The sequence below is a fragment of the Citrobacter sp. Cf118 genome, assembly GCF_030334095.1.
GTDB classification, from domain to species: Bacteria; Pseudomonadota; Gammaproteobacteria; order Enterobacterales; family Enterobacteriaceae; genus Citrobacter; species Citrobacter freundii.
Map to the genome: position 1 here is coordinate 211488 of NZ_JAOWES010000088.1, position 19821 is coordinate 231308.

At 53.4% G+C, this 19821-nt stretch carries 21 protein-coding genes; 15 read left to right on the forward strand and 6 right to left on the reverse strand.

Features of this window, described 5'->3' with window-relative positions; all coding sequences use genetic code 11:
* Positions 1–126 precede the first annotated feature (126 nt).
* Both OGX67_RS21145 and OGX67_RS21150 read left to right on the forward strand, forming a co-directional pair.
* Positions 127–672, forward strand: a complete 546-nt coding sequence (locus OGX67_RS21145; protein ID WP_071696887.1) for an antibiotic biosynthesis monooxygenase — start codon at positions 127–129, stop codon at positions 670–672.
* A gap of 21 nt (positions 673–693) precedes the next feature.
* Positions 694–2562 (forward strand): amidohydrolase, encoded by a 1869-nt coding sequence (locus OGX67_RS21150; protein WP_071684866.1) that lies wholly within the window; start codon positions 694–696, stop codon positions 2560–2562.
* A gap of 121 nt (positions 2563–2683) precedes the next feature.
* On the opposite strand, the gene OGX67_RS21155 is transcribed toward OGX67_RS21150, so the two are convergent.
* Both OGX67_RS21155 and acpH read right to left on the reverse strand, forming a co-directional pair.
* Positions 2684–3286, reverse strand: a complete 603-nt coding sequence (locus OGX67_RS21155) for a peroxiredoxin (protein ID WP_003021524.1) — start codon at positions 3284–3286, stop codon at positions 2684–2686.
* A gap of 168 nt (positions 3287–3454) precedes the next feature.
* The gene (acpH, locus tag OGX67_RS21160) at positions 3455–4036 is read right to left on the reverse strand and encodes an ACP phosphodiesterase (RefSeq protein ID WP_003835988.1); all 582 of its coding nucleotides are present in this window, start codon (positions 4034–4036) and stop codon (positions 3455–3457) included.
* Between the two features lie 90 nt (positions 4037–4126).
* Here acpH and queA point away from each other — a divergent pair, with 90 nt between their 5' ends.
* The 7 genes from queA (at position 4127) to OGX67_RS21195 (ending at position 10843) form a co-directional block, all read left to right on the forward strand.
* Complete coding sequence (gene queA / locus OGX67_RS21165) at positions 4127–5197, forward strand: tRNA preQ1(34) S-adenosylmethionine ribosyltransferase-isomerase QueA (protein ID WP_257651697.1); 1071 nt, start codon at positions 4127–4129, stop codon at positions 5195–5197.
* Between the two features lie 55 nt (positions 5198–5252).
* Positions 5253–6380 carry a tRNA guanosine(34) transglycosylase Tgt gene (gene tgt / locus OGX67_RS21170; protein WP_003021535.1) on the forward strand — a complete coding sequence of 376 codons (1128 nt, stop codon included), beginning with the start codon at positions 5253–5255 and terminating at the stop codon, positions 6378–6380.
* Positions 6381–6402: 22 nt separating this feature from the next.
* Positions 6403–6735 (forward strand): preprotein translocase subunit YajC, encoded by a 333-nt coding sequence (gene yajC, locus OGX67_RS21175; protein ID WP_003021544.1) that lies wholly within the window; start codon positions 6403–6405, stop codon positions 6733–6735.
* Between the two features lie 27 nt (positions 6736–6762).
* The gene (gene secD, locus OGX67_RS21180) at positions 6763–8610 is read left to right on the forward strand and encodes a protein translocase subunit SecD (protein ID WP_003021547.1); all 1848 of its coding nucleotides are present in this window, start codon (positions 6763–6765) and stop codon (positions 8608–8610) included.
* 10 nt (positions 8611–8620) lie between these two features.
* A complete protein-coding gene (secF, locus tag OGX67_RS21185; RefSeq protein ID WP_003021550.1) occupies positions 8621–9592 on the forward strand; it encodes a protein translocase subunit SecF in 972 nt (323 codons plus the stop codon).
* Positions 9593–9761: 169 nt separating this feature from the next.
* On the forward strand, positions 9762–10127 hold the full coding sequence (locus OGX67_RS21190) for a VOC family protein (RefSeq protein ID WP_003021554.1): 366 nt from the start codon (positions 9762–9764) through the stop codon (positions 10125–10127).
* A gap of 23 nt (positions 10128–10150) precedes the next feature.
* On the forward strand, positions 10151–10843 hold the full coding sequence (locus OGX67_RS21195; protein ID WP_257651696.1) for a helix-turn-helix transcriptional regulator: 693 nt from the start codon (positions 10151–10153) through the stop codon (positions 10841–10843).
* Positions 10844–10888: 45 nt separating this feature from the next.
* On the opposite strand, the gene OGX67_RS21200 is transcribed toward OGX67_RS21195, so the two are convergent.
* Both OGX67_RS21200 and OGX67_RS21205 read right to left on the reverse strand, forming a co-directional pair.
* Positions 10889–11752: a nucleoside-specific channel-forming protein Tsx gene (locus OGX67_RS21200; protein WP_003021561.1), complete on the reverse strand. Its 864-nt coding sequence runs from the start codon at positions 11750–11752 to the stop codon at positions 10889–10891.
* Positions 11753–12050: 298 nt separating this feature from the next.
* On the reverse strand, positions 12051–12590 hold the full coding sequence (locus OGX67_RS21205) for a SadB/YajI family lipoprotein (RefSeq protein WP_071667392.1): 540 nt from the start codon (positions 12588–12590) through the stop codon (positions 12051–12053).
* A gap of 153 nt (positions 12591–12743) precedes the next feature.
* Between OGX67_RS21205 and nrdR the strand changes: the two genes are divergently transcribed.
* From nrdR to pgpA, 6 genes are all read left to right on the forward strand, one after another.
* Complete coding sequence (gene nrdR / locus OGX67_RS21210; protein ID WP_003021571.1) at positions 12744–13193, forward strand: transcriptional regulator NrdR; 450 nt, start codon at positions 12744–12746, stop codon at positions 13191–13193.
* A gap of 3 nt (positions 13194–13196) precedes the next feature.
* Positions 13197–14300 carry a bifunctional diaminohydroxyphosphoribosylaminopyrimidine deaminase/5-amino-6-(5-phosphoribosylamino)uracil reductase RibD gene (gene ribD / locus OGX67_RS21215; protein ID WP_257651695.1) on the forward strand — a complete coding sequence of 368 codons (1104 nt, stop codon included), beginning with the start codon at positions 13197–13199 and terminating at the stop codon, positions 14298–14300.
* 90 nt (positions 14301–14390) lie between these two features.
* Positions 14391–14861, forward strand: coding sequence for a 6,7-dimethyl-8-ribityllumazine synthase (gene ribH / locus OGX67_RS21220; protein WP_003021575.1), 471 nt, complete (start codon positions 14391–14393; stop codon positions 14859–14861).
* A gap of 19 nt (positions 14862–14880) precedes the next feature.
* A complete protein-coding gene (gene nusB / locus OGX67_RS21225) occupies positions 14881–15300 on the forward strand; it encodes a transcription antitermination factor NusB (RefSeq protein WP_000801129.1) in 420 nt (139 codons plus the stop codon).
* Positions 15301–15377: 77 nt separating this feature from the next.
* A complete protein-coding gene (thiL, locus tag OGX67_RS21230) occupies positions 15378–16355 on the forward strand; it encodes a thiamine-phosphate kinase (RefSeq protein ID WP_257651694.1) in 978 nt (325 codons plus the stop codon).
* Positions 16333–16851: a phosphatidylglycerophosphatase A gene (pgpA, locus tag OGX67_RS21235; protein ID WP_003021578.1), complete on the forward strand. Its 519-nt coding sequence runs from the start codon at positions 16333–16335 to the stop codon at positions 16849–16851. The genes thiL and pgpA overlap by 23 nt, the downstream gene beginning before the upstream one ends.
* 69 nt (positions 16852–16920) lie before the next feature.
* Here the strand turns inward: pgpA and yajO are convergent, their stop codons facing one another.
* Both yajO and dxs read right to left on the reverse strand, forming a co-directional pair.
* Positions 16921–17895 carry a 1-deoxyxylulose-5-phosphate synthase YajO gene (yajO, locus tag OGX67_RS21240; RefSeq protein WP_003835964.1) on the reverse strand — a complete coding sequence of 325 codons (975 nt, stop codon included), beginning with the start codon at positions 17893–17895 and terminating at the stop codon, positions 16921–16923.
* A 56-nt stretch (positions 17896–17951) separates the two neighbouring features.
* Positions 17952–19814, reverse strand: a complete 1863-nt coding sequence (gene dxs / locus OGX67_RS21245) for a 1-deoxy-D-xylulose-5-phosphate synthase (protein WP_286527174.1) — start codon at positions 19812–19814, stop codon at positions 17952–17954.
* Positions 19815–19821: the final 7 nt, after the last annotated feature.

The window sequence follows — 19821 nt, forward strand, 5'->3', positions numbered from 1 at the left end:
CTTGCGTACCCCGGTCACTTACTTATGTAAGCTCCCGGGGAACCACAACCTCGATGCACCATGAATGGTTTTGTGTATTGCTTTCCTGGCCTAAGCGGCCTGTTTCCTCTCAACAAGGAACCCTTCATGGCGCAGAACAAACATGTGACGTTGGTGATTACCCACACCCTGCTGCCTGAGCAGGCGCAGCGGTATGAGCAATGGCTGGGGAAAATTATGCCGGTGGCGGCCGAGTTTCCCGGTCATCTCGGGGCGAACGTGATTCGCCCTGCGGATGGCGACAACCTGTGGAATATCATTATTCGCTTCGACACGCTTGAGCATCTGTATAACTGGACCCAGTCCGATACGCGCCGTGTGCTGGTAGAAGAGATCGTCCCACTGCTGGCGGAAGGTGATAAAACCGAAATTCGTACCGAAGCGGCATTCTGGTTTACGCCGCCAGCGCCCCATGTACGCCAGCCCAAACGCTGGAAACAGTTTCTGATAACCCTGCTGGTGATATTTCCTAGCACCAATCTGGTGCCGTGGTTGACCGGCATTGTGCTGCCTGCAATGAAGGGCTCGTTAATCCTGCATCTCATCAATGATGCCTGTGTGGTTGCGCTGGTGGTCTGGTTCTGGATGCCCATCGTAACCCGTCTGTTTGCCGGATGGCTGAAAAAAGCCTGACCGGTATCTCAGGAGATTGTTATGTCTCAAACTGCCACACTGATTCTGACTCACGGAAAAATTCATACTCTCGATAGGCAACGCCCGCAGGTCGAGGCGGTGGCGATTGCCAACGGAAAGATCCTGGCGACCGGTAGCCACGAGCGGGTAATGAGCTTTGCTGCCGAAGGGACGCAGGTTGTCGATCTGCAAGGACATACGGTGATCCCGGGTCTGAACGATTCTCACTTGCACCTTATTCGTGGTGGACTGAATTACAACCTGGAATTACGTTGGGAAGGCGTGCCGTCGCTGGCGGACGCCCTACGTATGCTCAAAGACCAGGCGGACAGAACGCCGTCGCCGCAATGGGTACGCGTGGTGGGCGGCTGGAGCGAATTCCAGTTTGCCGAACGTCGCATGCCAACCCTGGAAGAACTGAATGAAGCTGCTCCGGATACCCCGGTTTTTGTTCTGCATCTCTACGACCGGGCTTTGCTGAACCGCGCTGCGCTGAAAGCCGTCGGCTACACCAAAGCGACACCGGATCCGGCGGGCGGTGAGATTGTGCGTGATAGCAACGGCAACCCGACCGGGATGTTGATCGCTAAACCAAACGCCATGATCCTTTATTCGACGCTGGCAAAAGGACCAAAACTGCCGCTGGAAATGCAGGTTAACTCGACCCGCCAGTTTATGCGTGAACTGAACCGCCTGGGGCTGACCAGCGCCATCGATGCGGGCGGCGGCTTCCAGAACTATCCGGAAGATTACGAGATCATTGAGCAGTTACACGCCAACAAGCAGATGACGGTGCGTATTGCCTATAACCTGTTTACCCAGCGTCCAAAACAGGAACTGGAAGACTTTGAACGTTGGACCGATATGCTCAAACCGGGGCAGGGGACCGACTTCTACCGCGCCAATGGGGCCGGGGAAATGCTGGTTTTTTCGGCAGCGGATTTTGAAGATTTTCTCCAGCCGCGCCCGGACTTGCCGGAGGGTATGGAAGATGAGCTGGAGCGCGTGGTGCGACACCTGGTGGAGCACCGCTGGCCGTTCCGCCTGCACGCCACCTACGATGAATCTATCAGCCGCATGTTGGACGTGTTTGAGAAGGTGAATCGTGATATCCCGTTCAATGGCCTGCACTGGTTCTTCGATCATGCCGAAACCATTACTGAACGGAATATCGAGCGCGTTAAAGCGCTGGGCGGCGGGATTGCTGTTCAGCACCGAATGGCGTTCCAGGGCGAATATTTTGTCGAGCGTTATGGCAAAGATGCGGTCAAACACACGCCGCCGGTGGCGAAAATGCTGGCGGCTGAAGTTCCGGTAGGGCTGGGGACTGACGCCACCCGTGTGGCCAGCTACAATCCGTGGACAGCGCTCTACTGGCTGGTTTCGGGCCGCACTGTTGGCGGTATGGCGATGTACGATGATAACAACCGCTTGCCGCGTGACGTGGCGCTGGAACTGTGGACCGCTGGCAGCGCCTGGTTCTCCAGCGAGCAGGGTAAGAAAGGGCGAATCGAGAAAGATCAACTGGCCGACCTGGTGGTGCTGTCTAAAGATTACTTCAACGTGGCGGAAGAAGAGATCAAAGGCATTGAGTCAGTGATGACCATTGTCGATGGCAAAGTCGTGTATGCGGCAGGGCATTTCACCCCGCTGGCACCACCAGCCATCCCGGTTGTGCCGGACTGGTCGCCGGTGGTGAAGGTGCCGGGGCACTATCGCTCAGCGCCGCCTGCTGCGGCAAAAATTGGCGCAATGGTGCAGATGCATCAGTGCTGTGGTAGCTGTGGCGTACACGGTCATCAGCATGATATTGCGCGTCAATCAGGCATTCCGGTGTCAGATGACCGGGCTTTCTGGGGCGCGCTTGGCTGTTCCTGCTTCGCGTTTTAATTGTGGTTTGGATAAGTGTATTGTCGCGGGTGATACTTACAGAGAGTGACGCAATTGCCTACCTGACCTACGAACAATAAAAAAGGCCCGCACTAGCGGGCCTTTTGTCGATTCATGCCAATTACAGGCTGGAAACGTTCTCGGTCAGGTATTTTGCTACGCCGTCCGGAGATGCGTTCATACCTTCTTTACCTTTTTCCCACTGTGCCGGGCATACGTCGCCGTGCTCTTCGTGGAACTGCAGCGCGTCAACCATGCGCAGCATTTCGTCGATGTTGCGGCCCAGCGGCAGATCGTTAACCACCTGGTGGCGAACAACGCCGTTAGCGTCGATCAGGAAAGAACCGCGCAGAGCAACGCCAGCTTCCGGGTGCTCGATGCCGTAGGCTTTCTGGATTTCGCGTTTGATGTCAGCAACCATTGCGTATTTCACTGCACCGATGCCGCCTTTGTCGACAGGGGTGTTACGCCATGCGTTGTGGACAAATTCAGAGTCGAAGGAAACGCCAACAACTTCAACGCCGCGCTTCTGGAATTCTTCGTAACGTTTGTCGAATGCGATCAGTTCAGACGGGCAAACGAAGGTGAAGTCCATCGGCCAGAAGAACAGAACGGTAGTTTTACCGTTGGTATGCTGTTTGAAGTTGAAGTTTTCAACGATCTCACCGCTACCCAGTACCGCAGCTGCTGTGAAATCCGGAGCCTGACGAGTTACCAGTACCATATAATTCTCCTGCAATGTTAAGGGGTTTTTGGAACGCAACGCGGGCCAGTATAGAGAGTGTTCGTGAATAAGACAAAGAGGCGCTGGCAATCAATGAGACAGGTTTTGTCTATCAATCTTTTGCCGGATGACGGCTACGGCTTATCCGGCGGGGAATGCGGGTTGCAATCAAAGGGTTTTACGCCGCGCCTGGTCCATCATTTGCGGATAAAACTGCCAGAATCGCTCTTCTAACGCATCGTAATGCGTATTGAGGTCATACCATGAGTCGCGTAGGGCATCGAGCCGTGGACGGCGGCTGGCCATGCCGTTCAGGACGTTCTGGATAAAATCCATGTCCCGGTAGCGCTCAAGCCATTTCTCTGACCATATATAGTTATTCAGATTGATAAAGCGTGGCGGCGATTCCGGCAAAATAGTGGTTACCTGGGTACGGGCATAGCGCACAAAGTCCGTCAGCGGGAACTCAGGGGAGATCTCCGACCAGTGGCGCGACAGAAAATGATCCCACATGACATCCAGCGTAATCGGCGCGACGCGGCGCGTTTCGCTACGAAACCATTCTTTGGCTTCACGCACCTGCGGCAGGTTATCTGTCATCACGTCGATACGACGATGCATGAAGATGCCTTCTACCACATCAGGCGAGTAGTGCGTTTCCGGATTACCCCGGACAAAATCGGCCAGCAGATTGCCGGAAAGCGAACTGTCGGCAAGGTGAGCCAGATGCAAATGTGCAAGAAAATTCATAGTTAAATGTTTATCCAGAGGGGTAAAGGTTGCAGGGAGAACGCCCCGGCACTAGACTACCCGCCTCTTATTTTAGTCTGAGTCAGTGTCATGCGCGTTACCGATTTCACCTTTGAACTACCCGAATCCCTGATTGCCCACTATCCGCAAGCTGAGCGCAGTAGCTGTCGCTTGCTGTCTTTGGACGGGCCGACGGGCGCGCTGACGCACGGTACTTTCACCGATTTGCTCGATAAGCTCAACCCTGGCGATTTGCTGGTCTTTAACAACACCCGCGTCATTCCTGCGCGTCTGTTTGGTCGTAAAGCCAGCGGCGGTAAAATTGAAGTGCTGGTCGAGCGTATGCTGGATGACAAACGTATTCTGGCGCATATTCGTGCCTCGAAAGCGCCGAAACCGGGCGCCGAGCTGCTGCTGGGCGATGACGAAAGCATTAAAGCAACGATGGTGGCGCGCCATGACGCGCTGTTTGAAGTTGAGTTTAACGACGAACGCAGCGTGCTGGATATCCTCAACGCGATTGGCCATATGCCGTTGCCGCCGTATATCGACCGTCCGGATGAAGACGCCGACCGCGAGCTGTACCAGACCGTGTACAGCGAAAAACCGGGTGCCGTCGCTGCGCCGACCGCGGGTCTGCATTTTGACGATCCGCTGCTGGCTAAACTGCGCGATAAAGGCATTGAAATGGCGTTCGTCACCCTGCACGTTGGAGCGGGCACTTTCCAGCCGGTGCGCGTAGACACTATTGAAGACCACATTATGCACTCCGAATATGCGGAAGTGCCGCAGGATGTGGTGGATGCGGTGCTGGCGGCGAAAGCGCGCGGTAACCGCGTGATTGCGGTGGGCACCACCTCCGTACGTTCACTGGAAAGTGCGGCGCAGGCGGCCAAAAACGATCTAATCGAGCCGTTCTTCGGCGATACACAAATCTTTATTTATCCAGGCTATAAATATCATGTGATTGATGCTCTGGTCACCAACTTCCACCTGCCGGAATCGACATTGATTATGCTGGTTTCCGCATTTGCTGGTTATAAAAACACCATGCACGCCTATCATGAAGCGGTAAAAGCGGAATATCGCTTTTTTAGTTACGGGGATGCGATGTTTATCACGTACAATCCGCAGGCTATTTCTGAGCGTGTCGGGGAATAAGTTTCCGGCATGAGTGTTTAAAACGTCGGACTGTTTTTCTGACGCAGGAGTGAAGATGAAATTTGAACTGGATACCACAGACGGTCGCGCTCGCCGCGGCCGCCTGGTTTTTGATCGTGGCGTAGTAGAAACGCCTGCTTTTATGCCGGTCGGTACTTACGGCACAGTAAAAGGCATGACGCCGGAAGAAGTTGAAGCGACCGGCGCACAGATCATCCTCGGCAACACTTTCCACCTGTGGCTGCGCCCGGGGCAGGAAATCATGAAACTGCACGGCGATCTGCACGATTTTATGCAGTGGAAAGGGCCGATCCTCACCGATTCCGGCGGCTTCCAGGTGTTCAGCCTGGGCGATATCCGGAAGATAACCGAACAAGGCGTGCATTTCCGTAACCCGATCAACGGCGATCCGATTTTCCTCGATCCCGAGAAGTCGATGGAGATTCAATACGATCTCGGTTCCGATATCGTGATGATCTTCGACGAATGTACACCGTATCCGGCCGACTGGGACTATGCTAAACGCTCGATGGAGATGTCTCTGCGTTGGGCGAAGCGCAGCCGTGACCGTTTTGATAGCCTCGGCAACAAAAATGCGCTTTTTGGCATCATTCAGGGCAGTGTTTACGAAGATTTACGTGATATCTCCGTCAAAGGTCTGGTAGATATCGGCTTTGATGGCTACGCTGTCGGCGGTTTGGCTGTCGGTGAGCCGAAGGAAGATATGCACCGCATTCTGGAACATGTTTGCCCGCAGATTCCGGCAGATAAACCGCGTTACCTGATGGGCGTCGGTAAACCAGAAGATCTGGTTGAAGGCGTGCGTCGCGGTATCGATATGTTTGACTGTGTGATGCCAACGCGAAATGCCCGTAATGGTCATTTGTTTGTGACTGACGGCGTGGTAAAAATTCGTAACGCGAAACATAAAAGCGACACCAGTCCGCTCGATGCTGAGTGTGATTGCTACACCTGTCGCAATTATTCGCGCGCTTACTTGCATCATCTCGACCGTTGCAACGAAATATTGGGCGCGCGTCTCAACACGATTCATAACCTTCGCTACTACCAGCGTTTGATGGCGGGTTTACGCAAGGCTATTGAAGAGGGTAAATTAGAGAGCTTCGTGACCGATTTTTACCAACGTCAGGGTAGACCAGTTCCACCTGTGAACGTTGATTAATTTTAATAATGAGGGAATTTGAATGAGCTTTTTTATTTCTGATGCGGTAGCGGCAACAGGTGCTCCGGCGCAGGGCAGCCCGATGTCTCTGATTCTGATGCTGGTGGTGTTTGGTCTGATTTTCTACTTCATGATCCTGCGCCCGCAGCAAAAGCGTACCAAAGAACACAAAAATCTGATGAACTCCATTGCTAAAGGCGATGAAGTGCTGACTAACGGTGGTCTGGTGGGTCGCGTGACCAAAGTAGCAGAATCTGGCTACATCGCTATCGCGCTGAACGACACCACCGAAGTGGTTATTAAACGTGATTTCGTAGCTGCCGTTCTGCCGAAAGGCACCATGAAGGCGCTGTAATTTATTGTTTTCCCAAAGGGAACTGCCGTGTTAAACCGTTATCCTTTGTGGAAGTATGTCATGCTGATCGTCGTGATTGTCGTCGGTCTGCTCTATGCGCTTCCCAACCTGTATGGTGAGGATCCGGCTGTTCAAATCACTGGCGTGCGCGGTGCCGCCGCCAGTGAGCAAACGCTGATCCAGGTCCAGAAAACGTTACAAGAAGATAAAATCACACCTAAGTCTGTGGCTCTGGAAGAGGGTGCTATTCTCGCGCGCTTCGACTCCACTGATACCCAACTGCGCGCACGTGAAGTATTAATGGGCGTACTGGGCGATCAGTACGTCGTGGCGCTTAACCTTGCTCCGGCAACCCCGCGCTGGCTGGCTGCCATTCATGCAGAACCGATGAAACTCGGCCTTGACCTGCGTGGCGGTGTTCACTTCCTGATGGAAGTGGATATGGATACCGCGCTGAGTAAGTTGCAGGAACAAAATATTGATAGCCTGCGCAGCGATCTGCGTGAAAAAGGCATTCCTTATACTACCGTTCGCAAAGAAGATAACTACGGTCTGAGCATCACTTTCCGTGATAGCAGCGCCCGTGATGAAGCTATCTCTTACTTGAGCAAACGTCACCAGGATCTGGTTATTTCCAGCCAGGGCAGCAATGCACTGCGTGCTGTAATGACCGATGCGCGCCTGAGCGAAGCCCGTGAGTACGCGGTACAGCAGAACATCAACATTCTGCGTAATCGTGTTAACCAACTGGGTGTTGCTGAGCCGGTGGTACAACGTCAAGGTGCTGACCGCATCGTGGTCGAACTGCCGGGTATTCAGGATACCGCGCGTGCGAAAGAAATTCTGGGCGCAACCGCGACGCTGGAGTTCCGTCTGGTAAACACCAACGTTGACCAGTCCGCTGCAGCATCGGGTCGTGTTCCGGGTGATTCGGAAGTGAAACAGTCTCGTGAAGGTCAGCCTGTTGTGCTGTACAAGCGCGTGATCCTGACCGGTGACCATATCACCGATTCCACTTCCAGCCAGGACGAATATAATCAGCCGCAGGTTAACATCTCGCTGGATAGCGCGGGTGGTAACATCATGTCCAACTTCACCAAAGACAACATCGGTAAGCCGATGGCGACCCTGTTCGTGGAGTACAAAGACAGCGGTAAGAAAGATGCTAACGGTCGTGCAGTACTGGTGAAACAGGAAGAGGTGATTAACATTGCCAATATCCAGTCTCGCCTGGGTAACAGCTTCCGTATCACCGGTATCAACAACCCGAACGAAGCGCGTCAGCTTTCTCTGCTGTTACGTGCCGGTGCGTTGATTGCGCCGATTCAGATTGTGGAAGAACGTACCATCGGCCCAACCCTGGGTATGCAGAACATTAAACAGGGTCTGGAAGCGTGTCTGGCCGGTCTGGTGGTGTCTATCTTGTTCATGATCTTCTTCTATAAGAAGTTCGGTCTGATTGCGACCAGTGCGCTGATTGCTAACCTGGTATTGATTGTCGGTATTATGTCGTTGCTGCCGGGCGCTACGCTAAGTATGCCGGGGATTGCGGGGATTGTCTTAACCCTTGCCGTCGCGGTCGATGCGAACGTACTGATCAACGAACGTATCAAAGAAGAGTTGAGTAACGGGCGTTCGGTGCAGCAGGCCATCAACGAAGGTTATGCGGGCGCATTTAGCTCCATCTTTGATGCGAACATTACGACGCTGATCAAGGTCATCATCCTGTACGCAGTTGGCACCGGGGCAATTAAAGGGTTCGCGATTACTACCGGTATTGGTGTGGCGACGTCGATGTTTACCGCGATTGTCGGTACACGTGCCATCGTAAACCTGTTGTATGGCGGCAAGCGCGTCAAAAAGCTGTCAATCTGAGGAGTGCGAAGTGGCACAGGAATATACTGTTGAACAATTAAACCACGGCCGTAAAGTCTGGGACTTTATGCGCTGGGACTACTGGGCTTTCGGCATTTCAGGTTTCCTGCTGATTGCGGCCATCGTGGTGATGGGCGTACGCGGGTTTAACTGGGGTCTCGATTTCACCGGTGGTACGGTTATTGAAATCACGCTGGAAAAACCGGCCGATATGGACGTGATGCGCGATGCACTGGAGAAAGCGGGCTTCGTTGATCCGCTTCTGCAGAACTTCGGCAGCAGCCACGACATTATGGTACGTATGCCGCCAACTGAAGGTGCAGACGGCGGTCAGGTGCTGGGCAGCAAAGTGTTGAGTGTGATTAACGAATCCACCAACCAAAACGCCGCGGTGAAGCGAATTGAATTCGTGGGTCCGAGCGTGGGGGCTGATCTGGCGCAAACCGGTGCGATGGCGCTGATGGCGGCGCTGATCTCCATCCTGGTGTACGTCGGTTTCCGCTTTGAGTGGCGACTGGCGGCGGGGGTGGTTATCGCTCTGGCGCACGACGTGATTATCACACTTGGGATCCTGTCGTTGTTCCATATCGAGATTGACCTGACTATCGTCGCATCACTGATGTCGGTAATCGGTTACTCGCTGAACGATAGTATCGTTGTATCTGACCGTATTCGTGAAAACTTCCGCAAAATTCGTCGCGGTACGCCTTACGAAATCTTTAACGTGTCACTGACCCAAACGCTGCACCGTACGTTGATTACGTCCGGTACAACGTTGATGGTTATTCTGATGCTGTTCCTGTTCGGTGGTCCGGTACTGGAAGGCTTCTCGCTGACGATGCTGATCGGTGTTTCCATCGGTACCGCATCTTCTATCTACGTGGCATCGGCGCTGGCGCTGAAGCTGGGTATGAAGCGTGAGCACATGCTGCAGCAGAAGGTCGAGAAAGAAGGGGCGGATCAACCGTCGATTCTTCCTTAACCATTAAGAGTGAAGATACTGGAATCCCGATCGTAAGGTCGGGATTTTTTTTTGCCTGTGAATTAGCGACAGGCAATTATCTTTTCCTGTCGCCACACTACTGACAGTATGCTGTCAGTAACCCTGTCTTATAGTCCTTCTGAGATTACCCATATAGGCAGGAGGAAGTATGAGCAACGTAATTAATTGGTTTGAAATCCCTGTAGCACAAATGGATCGCGCCATCGCTTTTTATGAACCAGTGATGCAGGTTTCTTTGCGTCGGGAAAATATGGACTGCGCTGAGCTGGCCGTATTTCCGCATCAGGATCCCGCTCCCGGCGGGGCGCTGGCTAAATTTGACGGTATTACTCCTTCAGCGCAGGGCGCTATTATTTATCTGCATACGGACGATTTGGCGGCAACGCTTGAACGCGTCGCCACTGCTGGCGGTCAGTGTGTGTTTGGCCCACTCGAACTGGGGCAGGACATTGGTACGATTGCGCTATTTACTGACAGCGAAGGCAATCGTGTTGGTTTACATCAACCCGCGTAATATTTTCAGCACTGAGGATTAAAATGAGCAGACGCGCCGACCGCTTGTTTCAGATTGTACAAATCCTGCGTGGCAGGCGAGTGACAACGGCGGCGCTGCTGGCAGAACGTCTTGAAGTTTCTGAACGGACGATTTATCGCGATATCCGCGATCTCTCTTTATCCGGCGTGCCCATTGAAGGCGAAGTGGGCAGTGGATACCGCTTAATGGCGGGGTTTGATTTGCCGCCGTTGATGTTAACCCAGCACGAATCAGAAGCGTTGATGGTAGCGATTCGGTTGTTGAAAACATGGGGTGGGGATTCACTCTCACAGGCGCTGGAATCAGCACAGGAAAAAGTGTTGGCGATATTGCCGCCAGAGAGTCGGCGCAGAGCCGAGCAAACGCGGATTTTCGCGCCAGATTTTGGTAATCAGCCGCATTCACGCAGTGCGTTCGATCTCATACATCGCGCGGTTTCAGCTCAGCAGGCGCTGGCGCTGCATTATCGCGATGAGTCCGGGAACCTCTCGTGGCGCGACGTTCAGCCGCTGGGATTATTTTTCTGGGGCGAGCACTGGCTGCTGGTTGGCTGGTGCGAGAAGCGTGATGATTATCGTTGTTTTCGCGTTGATCGATGTCTGAAGATCACGCCACTCGACAGGCACTTTCGCGAATCTGCGGATCGTTCGCTAAGTGACTTTTTACGTAAAGTACGCTGTGAAGACCAGCCATAAAAAAGCCAGCGGTTAAGCTGGCTTGTTTGCGATAAATTGTCTGGATTAGAAGTTGTAACCTACGACCAGGTAACCACCCCAACCGGTAGATTTCGCGCTGAAGTCGCCTTCGCCCCAGTTCAGAGTATCCCCACCTTTCCACTGACCGCCGTTATGGAAGTAACGCGCTACGACAGAGTAGTGCCAGTGATCGTAGTTCAGCGCCAGGACGTGGCTGGAAGCGATAGAGTTGCTGGTGCGGTTCGGGTCATCACCCAAATCTGAGCCCCAGTCGAAGTTGGTGAAGCCGATGTAGGTCAGCTGGCCGCCCCAAACCTGGGTGATCGGCACAAAGTATTTCACTTTGAAACGGTAGCCATCCCACTCGTTTTCGTTGGATGCGCCATAGTTCTGCCACTGGTATTTAGCATAGACGTTCAGGGACAAACCCATCGGCAGACCGGTATCGATATCGGTACCCAGACCCATATACCAGGTGCTCTGGCGGCTGGCTTTGTTATCACCCATGTCGTAGATGTAGTTGTTGGCGAAATACCATTCTTTGAACGGACCAAAGCTCAGGTCAGCACCGGTCAGTTTATCGATGGAGAAACGCGGTTCGATTTCCATAAACAACGGGGAACCGTCAGACCAGATACCTTTATCGTTGCCGTTACCCCAGTCGAAGGTTTTCGGAATATCGATGTAGCCATAGAAATCAAACCAGTCTTTTTTGGCAAATGCTTCGTATTCCAGATACACGTCGTTGTTCAGTTTCGGAGAGAAACGGGTGTGATAGCTACCCACCACGTTAACGCTCTGGTGCCACCAGTCGGACAGATATTGCGGTTTGTCATTTTCTGCTGCGTTGGCAGTAAAAGACGAGGAGAGCGCCAGCACTGCACCGGCTGCAAGTAATGTTTTTTTCATATGTATGCCACTGTTTGAAATCCCTTTCGGGAGTGAAAAATGCGCAATTTGCGTTTCTAAATATTTCGTAATTCTTCGGAGCCTATTATAAAAATCATTGTTCACAAAAATATGTCTTGTTTCACAGTTCTATCATTTGCGTAATCGATTGCGTTCACGTTTGCGTACTTTAGGCGGCGAATTGTACTGGCTCTCATGAATGTTGCCAAGTTTTACCAGAAATATCGGTTATGTCAGGGGAGTAACAAAATGGAGCGGAGTGATGTTGCGGAACGCACAAAACGTTCCGCAAAAAAGTTTATTGGCTAACAGGCTGGATGTCGTGGATGCGAACAAATCCTAACCTCTCTGGAGTGAGGCCATTTATCTGCAACGGAATGTCTACGTCGCTGGGAGCAAGAATACTCGCCGGAGCGTTGACCAACTGGTTGTGAACGTTCACTTCCTGATAATTGTCCGTGGTGCCCTGAATTTGCCCGTACTCGACGGTGGCGCTAAAGGCGGGTAAAGGCGTGTTGGATTCACCCTGAATCCGTAGCGTCAGGCGCGTTCCATCAGCGTTAGGCGCAATGTTTACCAGCGACATGCGTAAAGTGCCAATCTGGCTCTCTAGTCGTGCCGGGGTTTTGGAACCCGGTAGCAGATAGACGCCGCTGGTTGATTTTGCATTCAACATATTTTGTTGCGTAATTTTTACTGTTTCCTGATTAAGCTGCGTCATTTCTTTATTCAATGTGCTAACGCTTTGATGCATCTGGCGTACTTCGCTTTGCTGTGCGCAGGCACTAAGACTAAAGAGACTTCCCACCAGGAGAATTCTTAGGTAACGTCTTGTCATTGTGATTACTTCCTTCATTGTCGCGATAGCATAATGGTAGTGTGGACTGAGCACGAAGGCATCGATCCTTTGTCTCAAAAGCGCAGTGCCTTTGTTGTCACGGCAGTTCAGGGTAAAATAGATTCTGTTAACCACTGAGGTACAGGACGCCGTATGCATTGCCCATTCTGTTTCGCCGTAGACACTAAGGTAATTGACTCTCGTCTTGTAGGCGAGGGCTCCTCGGTACGCCGCCGTCGGCAGTGTCTGGTCTGTAACGAACGTTTCACCACTTTTGAAGTGGCTGAACTTGTCATGCCGCGCGTTGTGAAAAGCAACGACGTGCGTGAACCCTTTAATGAAGAAAAGCTGCGTAGCGGCATGCTCAGAGCGCTTGAGAAACGGCCTGTTAGCGCGGATGACGTCGAAATGGCGTTAAACCATATCAAATCACAGCTGCGTGCGACTGGTGAGCGTGAGGTGCCGAGCAAGATGATTGGCAACCTGGTGATGGAGCAGTTGAAAAAGCTCGATAAAGTCGCCTACATCCGCTTTGCCTCTGTCTACCGGAGTTTCGAAGACATCAAAGAATTTGGCGAAGAGATTGCTCGCCTACAGGACTAAGCCATGCAGGATGAATTGTACATGGCGCGTGCGCTGAAGCTTGCTGCGCGCGGACGTTTTACCACTCACCCCAACCCCAACGTGGGCTGCGTGATTGTGAAGGATGGGGAGATCGTCGGTGAAGGATATCACCACCGTGCGGGCGAACCGCATGCCGAAGTTCATGCTCTGCGGATGGCTGGAGAAAAAGCGCAAGGGGCAACGGCCTATGTGACGCTTGAACCCTGTAGTCATCATGGTCGCACGCCGCCGTGTTGCGATGCGCTGATTGCGGCGGGTGTATCGCGTGTGGTTGCGGCGATGCAGGATCCCAATCCGCAGGTCGCAGGACGTGGGCTCTACCGTTTGCAGCAGGCGGGCATCGACGTCAGCCACGGGCTGATGATGAGCGAAGTTGAGCAACTGAATAAAGGCTTTCTCAAGCGCATGCGTACGGGATTCCCGTATCTGCAGCTTAAGCTTGGCGCGTCGCTTGATGGCCGTACGGCGATGGCCAGCGGTGAAAGCCAGTGGATTACCTCACCGCAGGCGCGCCGCGATGTGCAACGTTTGCGCGCGCAAAGCCATGCCATTTTAACCAGCAGTGCTACGGTGCTGGCAGACGACCCTCAGCTTACCGTGCGTTGGTCGGAGCTTGGGGAGTCAACTCAGGCGAGTTACCCGCAGGAAGAGCTGCGCCAACCAATCCGCATTGTTCTGGATAGCCAGAATCAGGTCACGCCGGAGCACCGTATTGTGCAACAGCCTGGAGAAACCTGGATTGTCCGGACTGAAGACGACCCTCGTAGCTGGCCGGAGACAGTTCGTAGCCTGAAGGTGCCGGAACATAACGGGCATCTGGATCTGGTGGTGCTGATGATGCAACTGGGCAAACAGCAAATTAACAGCATTTGGGTTGAAGCAGGCCCAACGCTCGCGGGGGCATTATTACAGGCCGGTTTGGTCGATGAGCTAATCGTGTATGTTGCGCCTAAACTGTTAGGCAGCGATGCGCGAGGATTATGTGTGCTTCCAGGCCTTGAGAAACTGGCTGACGCACCCCATTTCAAATTCAATGAGATACGCCAGGTGGGCCTGGACGTTTGCCTGCATTTAACGACTGCGTGAGGCTTTCTGATTTAGAGGAAGCAGCGCACAGAATATTATGATAAAATCCGCCCCCCTTACGGGGCCATAAATCGAACCCGAAGGAAGAATATGAACATTATTGAAGCTAACGTTGCTACCCCGGACGCTCGCGTCGCCATCACCATTGCGCGTTTCAACAACTTTATCAATGACAGCCTGCTGGAAGGTGCTATCGACGCCCTGAAACGTATTGGCCAGGTTAAAGATGAAAACATTACCGTTGTTTGGGTTCCAGGTGCATATGAGCTGCCGCTGGCCGCTGACGCACTGGCAAAAACCGGTAAATACGACGCGGTGATTGCGCTCGGTACGGTGATCCGTGGCGGTACCGCGCACTTCGAATATGTGGCTGGCGGTGCAAGCAATGGCCTGGCGCATGTCGCTCAGGACAGTGGCATTCCGGTAGCCTTCGGTGTTCTGACCACCGAAAGTATTGAACAAGCCATCGAACGTGCTGGCACTAAAGCCGGTAACAAAGGCGCAGAAGCTGCACTGACTGCGCTTGAAATGATTAATGTATTGAAAGCCATTAAGGCCTGATTTTTGTAAGGGGAAATCCGTGAAACCTGCTGCTCGTCGCCGCGCCCGTGAGTGTGCCGTCCAGGCGCTCTACTCCTGGCAGTTGTCCCAGAACGACATCGCTGATGTTGAATACCAGTTCCTGGCGGAACAGGACGTTAAAGATGTCGACGTTCTGTATTTCCGCGAACTGCTGTCCGGGGTGGCGACTAACAGCGCGTACCTGGATGGATTAATGAAGCCTTACCTGTCTCGTCTGTTAGAAGAGCTGGGTCAGGTAGAAAAAGCCGTACTGCGTATTGCGCTGTTTGAACTGTCTAAACGTAGTGATGTGCCGTACAAAGTGGCCATCAACGAAGCGATTGAACTGGCGAAAACCTTCGGCGCTGAAGATAGCCATAAATTCGTGAACGGCGTACTGGATAAAGCAGCACCTGTGATTCGCCCCAACAAAAAGTAATCCCGAGGCCGGCTGGATGGTGGAACCTGTTTCCGCTGTCCCCGGCTTTTTCTTTTTTTTCTGCTGAGGCATAACGTATGGCATGCGGCGAGTTTTCCCTGATTGCCCGTTATTTTGACCGCGTAAGAACGTCTCGTCTTGATGTCGAAACCGGTATTGGTGACGACTGCGCACTCCTGAATATCCCTGAAAAACAGACGCTGGCGATCAGTACCGATACGCTGGTGGCAGGCAATCACTTCCTCCCCGACATTGATCCCGCCGATCTCGCCTGGAAAGCACTGGCGGTGAATTTGAGCGATCTGGCGGCGATGGGGGCCGATCCTGCGTGGTTGACGCTGGCACTCACGTTACCTGACGTTAATGAAGCCTGGCTTGAAGCCTTCAGCGATGGCCTGTTTGAACTCCTTAATTACTATGATATGCAGCTGATTGGCGGTGACACCACGCGTGGGCCACTGTCGATGACGTTGGGTATCCATGGCTACGTCCCCATTGGGCGGGCCTTAAAACGCTCTGGTGCGAAGCCGGGGGACTGGATTTATGTTACCGGTACGCCGGGAGACAGCGCGGCGGGGCTGGCGATTTTACAGAATCGGTTGCAGGTTGGAGATGCAAAAGACGCAGACTATCTGCTTAAACGCCATCTGCGTCCCACGCCGCGTATTTTACAGGGACAAGCCCTGCGCGATCTGGCCAGTGCGGCTATCGATATCTCCGATGGCCTGATTTCCGATCTGGGGCATATCGTTAATGCCAGCGGCTGTGGCGCGCGGGTTAACGTCGATGCGCTGCCTTACTCCACGGCATTCGCCCGGCACGTTGAGCCGGAACAGGCCCTACGCTGGGCGCTCTCGGGCGGTGAAGATTATGAGTTATGCTTTACCGTACCGGAAATTAACCGTGGTGCGCTGGATGTGGCGCTGGGAAATCTCGGCGCAGCGTTTACCTGCATTGGGCAGATGAGCGCAGACGTGGAAGGCATTCACTTTACGCGCGATGGAAAATCCGTCACGTTTGACTGGAAAGGATATGACCATTTTGCCGCGCCTTAAAAAAGATGTCGCCAAAAGCCGCCTGAGTATGCGCAATCCGTGGCACCTGCTAGCCACCGGTTTTGGCAGCGGGTTGAGCCCAATTGTTCCTGGCACGATGGGATCGCTGGCGGCTATCCCTTTTTGGTATTTAATGACCTTTCTACCGTGGCAGCTGTATTCACTGGTGGTGATGTTATCTATCTGTATCGGCGTTTATCTGTGCCATCAAACGGCGAAAGATATGGGTGTGCACGATCACGGTAGCATTGTCTGGGACGAGTTTGTCGGGATGTGGATTACCCTGATGGCGCTGCCGACCAATGACTGGCAGTGGGTTGCCGCCGGATTTGTGATTTTCCGTATTCTGGATATGTGGAAGCCGTGGCCGATTCGTTGGTTCGATCGCAACGTGCATGGCGGGACGGGGATCATGATCGACGATATTGTGGCCGGAATACTCTCTGCCGGAATTTTGTATTTTATCGGTCATCACTGGCCGGTAGGTATCATTTAACCCTTTTGGGGGCTGTTGTAGGCCGGATGCGCTATGATTATCCGGCCTACAATTAGCCATCGCCAATACTTATTTAAATCCCACCACCGGATGCTGTTTGTACGGTGTTTCCAGCTCGGCAATCTGCTCCGGCTTCAGCGTTAAATCCACCGCATTGAGCAACTCATCCAGCTGTTCCTCGCGCGATGTACCGATAATCGGCGCTGCCACACCCGGTTTGCTCAGCAGCCAGGCCAGCGCAACCTGCGCGCGCGTTACGCCCAGTTCCTCACTGACGCCGGTCAGCCGTGCGGCAATTTGCGCGTCGTTTTCATCGCTCTCGTTGTACAAATTTTTACCGACTTCATCGGAAACCAGACGTGCTGTCGTTTCTCCCCATGGGCGCGTCAGGCGTCCACGTGCCAGTGGACTCCAGGGGATCACTGCCACGCCTTCCTCGTAGCACAGTGGCAGCATTTCGCGTTCTTCTTCGCGGTAGATCAGATTGTAGTGATCCTGCATGCTAACGAACTGCGCCCAGCCGTGTTGCTTCTGTAAGGCCAGCGCCTGAGCAAATTGCGAAGCGTGCATGGAGGAGGCGCCGATATAGCGCGCTTTACCGGCTTTCACGACGTCGTTTAGAGCCTCAAGGGTTTCTTCAATAGGTGTGTTGTAATCCCAGCGGTGAATTTGCAGGATGTCGACATAGTCCATACCCAGACGTCTGAGGCTGTCGTCGATTGAACGCAGGATTTGTGCGCGGGATAATCCTTCTGCTAAATCATCAACCTGGTGAAAAACCTTGGTAGCGACCACGACATCTTCGCGGCGGGCGAAATCACGCAGCGCGCGACCGACAATCTCTTCGCTACTGCCAGCGGAGTAGCTGTTGGCGGTATCGAAAAAGTTAATGCCGCCCTCAAGGGCGTGTTTGATTATCGGGCGGCTGCTTTCTTCAGGTAGCGTCCAGGCGTGATTGCCGCGATTAGGCTCGCCAAACGTCATGCAGCCCAGGCAAAGGCGGGAGACCCGTAGGTCGGTTTTTCCTAAGATGTTGTATTTCATCAATCCACTCCTGCTTAGCTCGTGATGAATTAAGCATAGCAGGAGCGGGGAGGGGATTATGCCAGCCAGGCCTTGATTTTGGCCTCAATTCCGACGGCATTCAGACCCAGATCGGCGCGAGCTTCATCCTGAGTTCCCTGCGGGATGAAGAAGTCTGGTAGGCCAATGTTCAGCACCGGGACGGGCTTACGATGGGCCATCAGCACTTCGTTTACACCGCTGCCAGCACCACCCATAATGGCGTTCTCTTCAATGGTAACCAGCACCTCGTGTTGGGCAGCCATTTCAAGGATCAACGTTTCATCCAGTGGTTTCACAAAACGCATATCGACCAGCGTGGCGTTCATCGACTCTGCGACCTGAGCGGCTTCCGGCATCAGGGTACCGAAGTTGAGAATTGCCACTTTCTCCCCGTGACGTCTCACTATACCTTTCCCGATAGGCAGTTGTTCCAGCGGGGTCAACTCTACGCCCACCGCGTTACCTCGCGGATAACGCACGACCGTTGGACCGTCGTTGTAGTGATAGCCGGTGAACAGCATCTGGCGGCATTCGTTTTCATCACTCGGGGTCATAATGACCATTTCCGGGATGCAGCGCAGGAAGGAAAGATCGAACGCCCCTTGATGGGTTTGTCCATCTGCGCCAACAATTCCTGCCCGGTCAACGGCGAACAGAACTGGCAGTTTCTGGATGGCGACATCATGCAGCACCTGATCGTAGGCGCGCTGCAGGAAGGTCGAGTAAATAGCCACGACCGGCTTATAGCCGCCAATCGCCAGACCGGCAGCAAACGTCACCGCGTGCTGTTCGGCGATCGCCACATCGAAGTAGCGGTCCGGGAACTTACGTGAAAACTCCACCATACCGGAACCTTCGCGCATCGCCGGGGTGATTGCCATCAGCTTATTGTCTTTCGCTGCGGTTTCGCACAGCCAGTCACCGAAGATTTTTGAATAGCTCGGCAGGCCGCCGCTGCTTTTCGGCAGGCATCCGCTGGATGGATCGAATTTTGGTACCGCGTGGAAGGTGATTGGATCTTTTTCTGCCGGCTCGTAACCACGACCTTTTTTGGTCATGATGTGCAGGAACTGCGGGCCTTTCAGATCGCGCATGTTCTTCAGTGTGGTAATAAGCCCCAGCACGTCGTGACCGTCCACCGGACCGATATAGTTAAAGCCCAGTTCTTCAAACAGCGTACCCGGCACAACCATGCCTTTAATGTGTTCTTCGGTACGTTTGAGCAACTCTTTAATTGGCGGCACGCCGGAGAAGACTTTTTTCCCGCCTTCGCGCAGCGAGGAGTAGAGTTTGCCAGAGAGCAGTTGCGCCAGATGATTGTTCAGCGCGCCAACGTTCTCTGAAATCGACATTTCGTTGTCGTTGAGGATAACCAACATGTCGGGTTTAATATCGCCTGCGTGGTTCATCGCTTCAAACGCCATCCCGGCGGTGATAGCGCCGTCGCCAATCACACATACGGTACGACGTTTTTTGCCTTCTTTCTCAGCGGCAACCGCAATACCGATACCTGCGCTAATGGAGGTTGAAGAGTGCCCAACGCTCAGTACGTCATACTCGCTCTCACCGCGCCACGGGAACGGATGCAAACCGCCTTTCTGACGAATGGTGCCGATTTTATCACGGCGTCCGGTCAGTATTTTGTGCGGGTAAGCCTGATGTCCTACATCCCAGATTAACTGGTCGAACGGGGTATTGTAGACATAGTGCAGCGCGACGGTGAGTTCCACCGTGCCCAGACCAGAGGCGAAGTGCCCGCTGGAACGGCTTACGCTGTCGAGCAAATAGCGGCGCAGTTCGTCGCAAAGCTTTGGCAGGCTCTCTTTTGGCAGCAGACGTAACTCCTGGGTGGAGTCGACCAGCGCCAGGGTCGGGTATTTGGCTATATCAAAACTCATCGCAAGC

Coding starts and splice junctions, on each gene's coding strand:
- OGX67_RS21145 (WP_071696887.1), top strand. CDS start 127: ATGGCGCAGAACAAACATGTGACGTTGGTGATTACCCACACCCTGCTG.
- OGX67_RS21150 (WP_071684866.1), top strand. CDS start 694: ATGTCTCAAACTGCCACACTGATTCTGACTCACGGAAAAATTCATACT.
- OGX67_RS21155 (WP_003021524.1), bottom strand. CDS start 3,286: ATGGTACTGGTAACTCGTCAGGCTCCGGATTTCACAGCAGCTGCGGTA.
- acpH (WP_003835988.1), bottom strand. CDS start 4,036: ATGAATTTTCTTGCACATTTGCATCTGGCTCACCTTGCCGACAGTTCG.
- queA (WP_257651697.1), top strand. CDS start 4,127: ATGCGCGTTACCGATTTCACCTTTGAACTACCCGAATCCCTGATTGCC.
- tgt (WP_003021535.1), top strand. CDS start 5,253: ATGAAATTTGAACTGGATACCACAGACGGTCGCGCTCGCCGCGGCCGC.
- yajC (WP_003021544.1), top strand. CDS start 6,403: ATGAGCTTTTTTATTTCTGATGCGGTAGCGGCAACAGGTGCTCCGGCG.
- OGX67_RS21190 (WP_003021554.1), top strand. CDS start 9,762: ATGAGCAACGTAATTAATTGGTTTGAAATCCCTGTAGCACAAATGGAT.
- OGX67_RS21195 (WP_257651696.1), top strand. CDS start 10,151: ATGAGCAGACGCGCCGACCGCTTGTTTCAGATTGTACAAATCCTGCGT.
- OGX67_RS21200 (WP_003021561.1), bottom strand. CDS start 11,752: ATGAAAAAAACATTACTTGCAGCCGGTGCAGTGCTGGCGCTCTCCTCG.
- OGX67_RS21205 (WP_071667392.1), bottom strand. CDS start 12,590: ATGACAAGACGTTACCTAAGAATTCTCCTGGTGGGAAGTCTCTTTAGT.
- nrdR (WP_003021571.1), top strand. CDS start 12,744: ATGCATTGCCCATTCTGTTTCGCCGTAGACACTAAGGTAATTGACTCT.
- ribD (WP_257651695.1), top strand. CDS start 13,197: ATGCAGGATGAATTGTACATGGCGCGTGCGCTGAAGCTTGCTGCGCGC.
- ribH (WP_003021575.1), top strand. CDS start 14,391: ATGAACATTATTGAAGCTAACGTTGCTACCCCGGACGCTCGCGTCGCC.
- thiL (WP_257651694.1), top strand. CDS start 15,378: ATGGCATGCGGCGAGTTTTCCCTGATTGCCCGTTATTTTGACCGCGTA.
- pgpA (WP_003021578.1), top strand. CDS start 16,333: ATGACCATTTTGCCGCGCCTTAAAAAAGATGTCGCCAAAAGCCGCCTG.
- yajO (WP_003835964.1), bottom strand. CDS start 17,895: ATGAAATACAACATCTTAGGAAAAACCGACCTACGGGTCTCCCGCCTT.
- dxs (WP_286527174.1), bottom strand. CDS start 19,814: ATGAGTTTTGATATAGCCAAATACCCGACCCTGGCGCTGGTCGACTCC.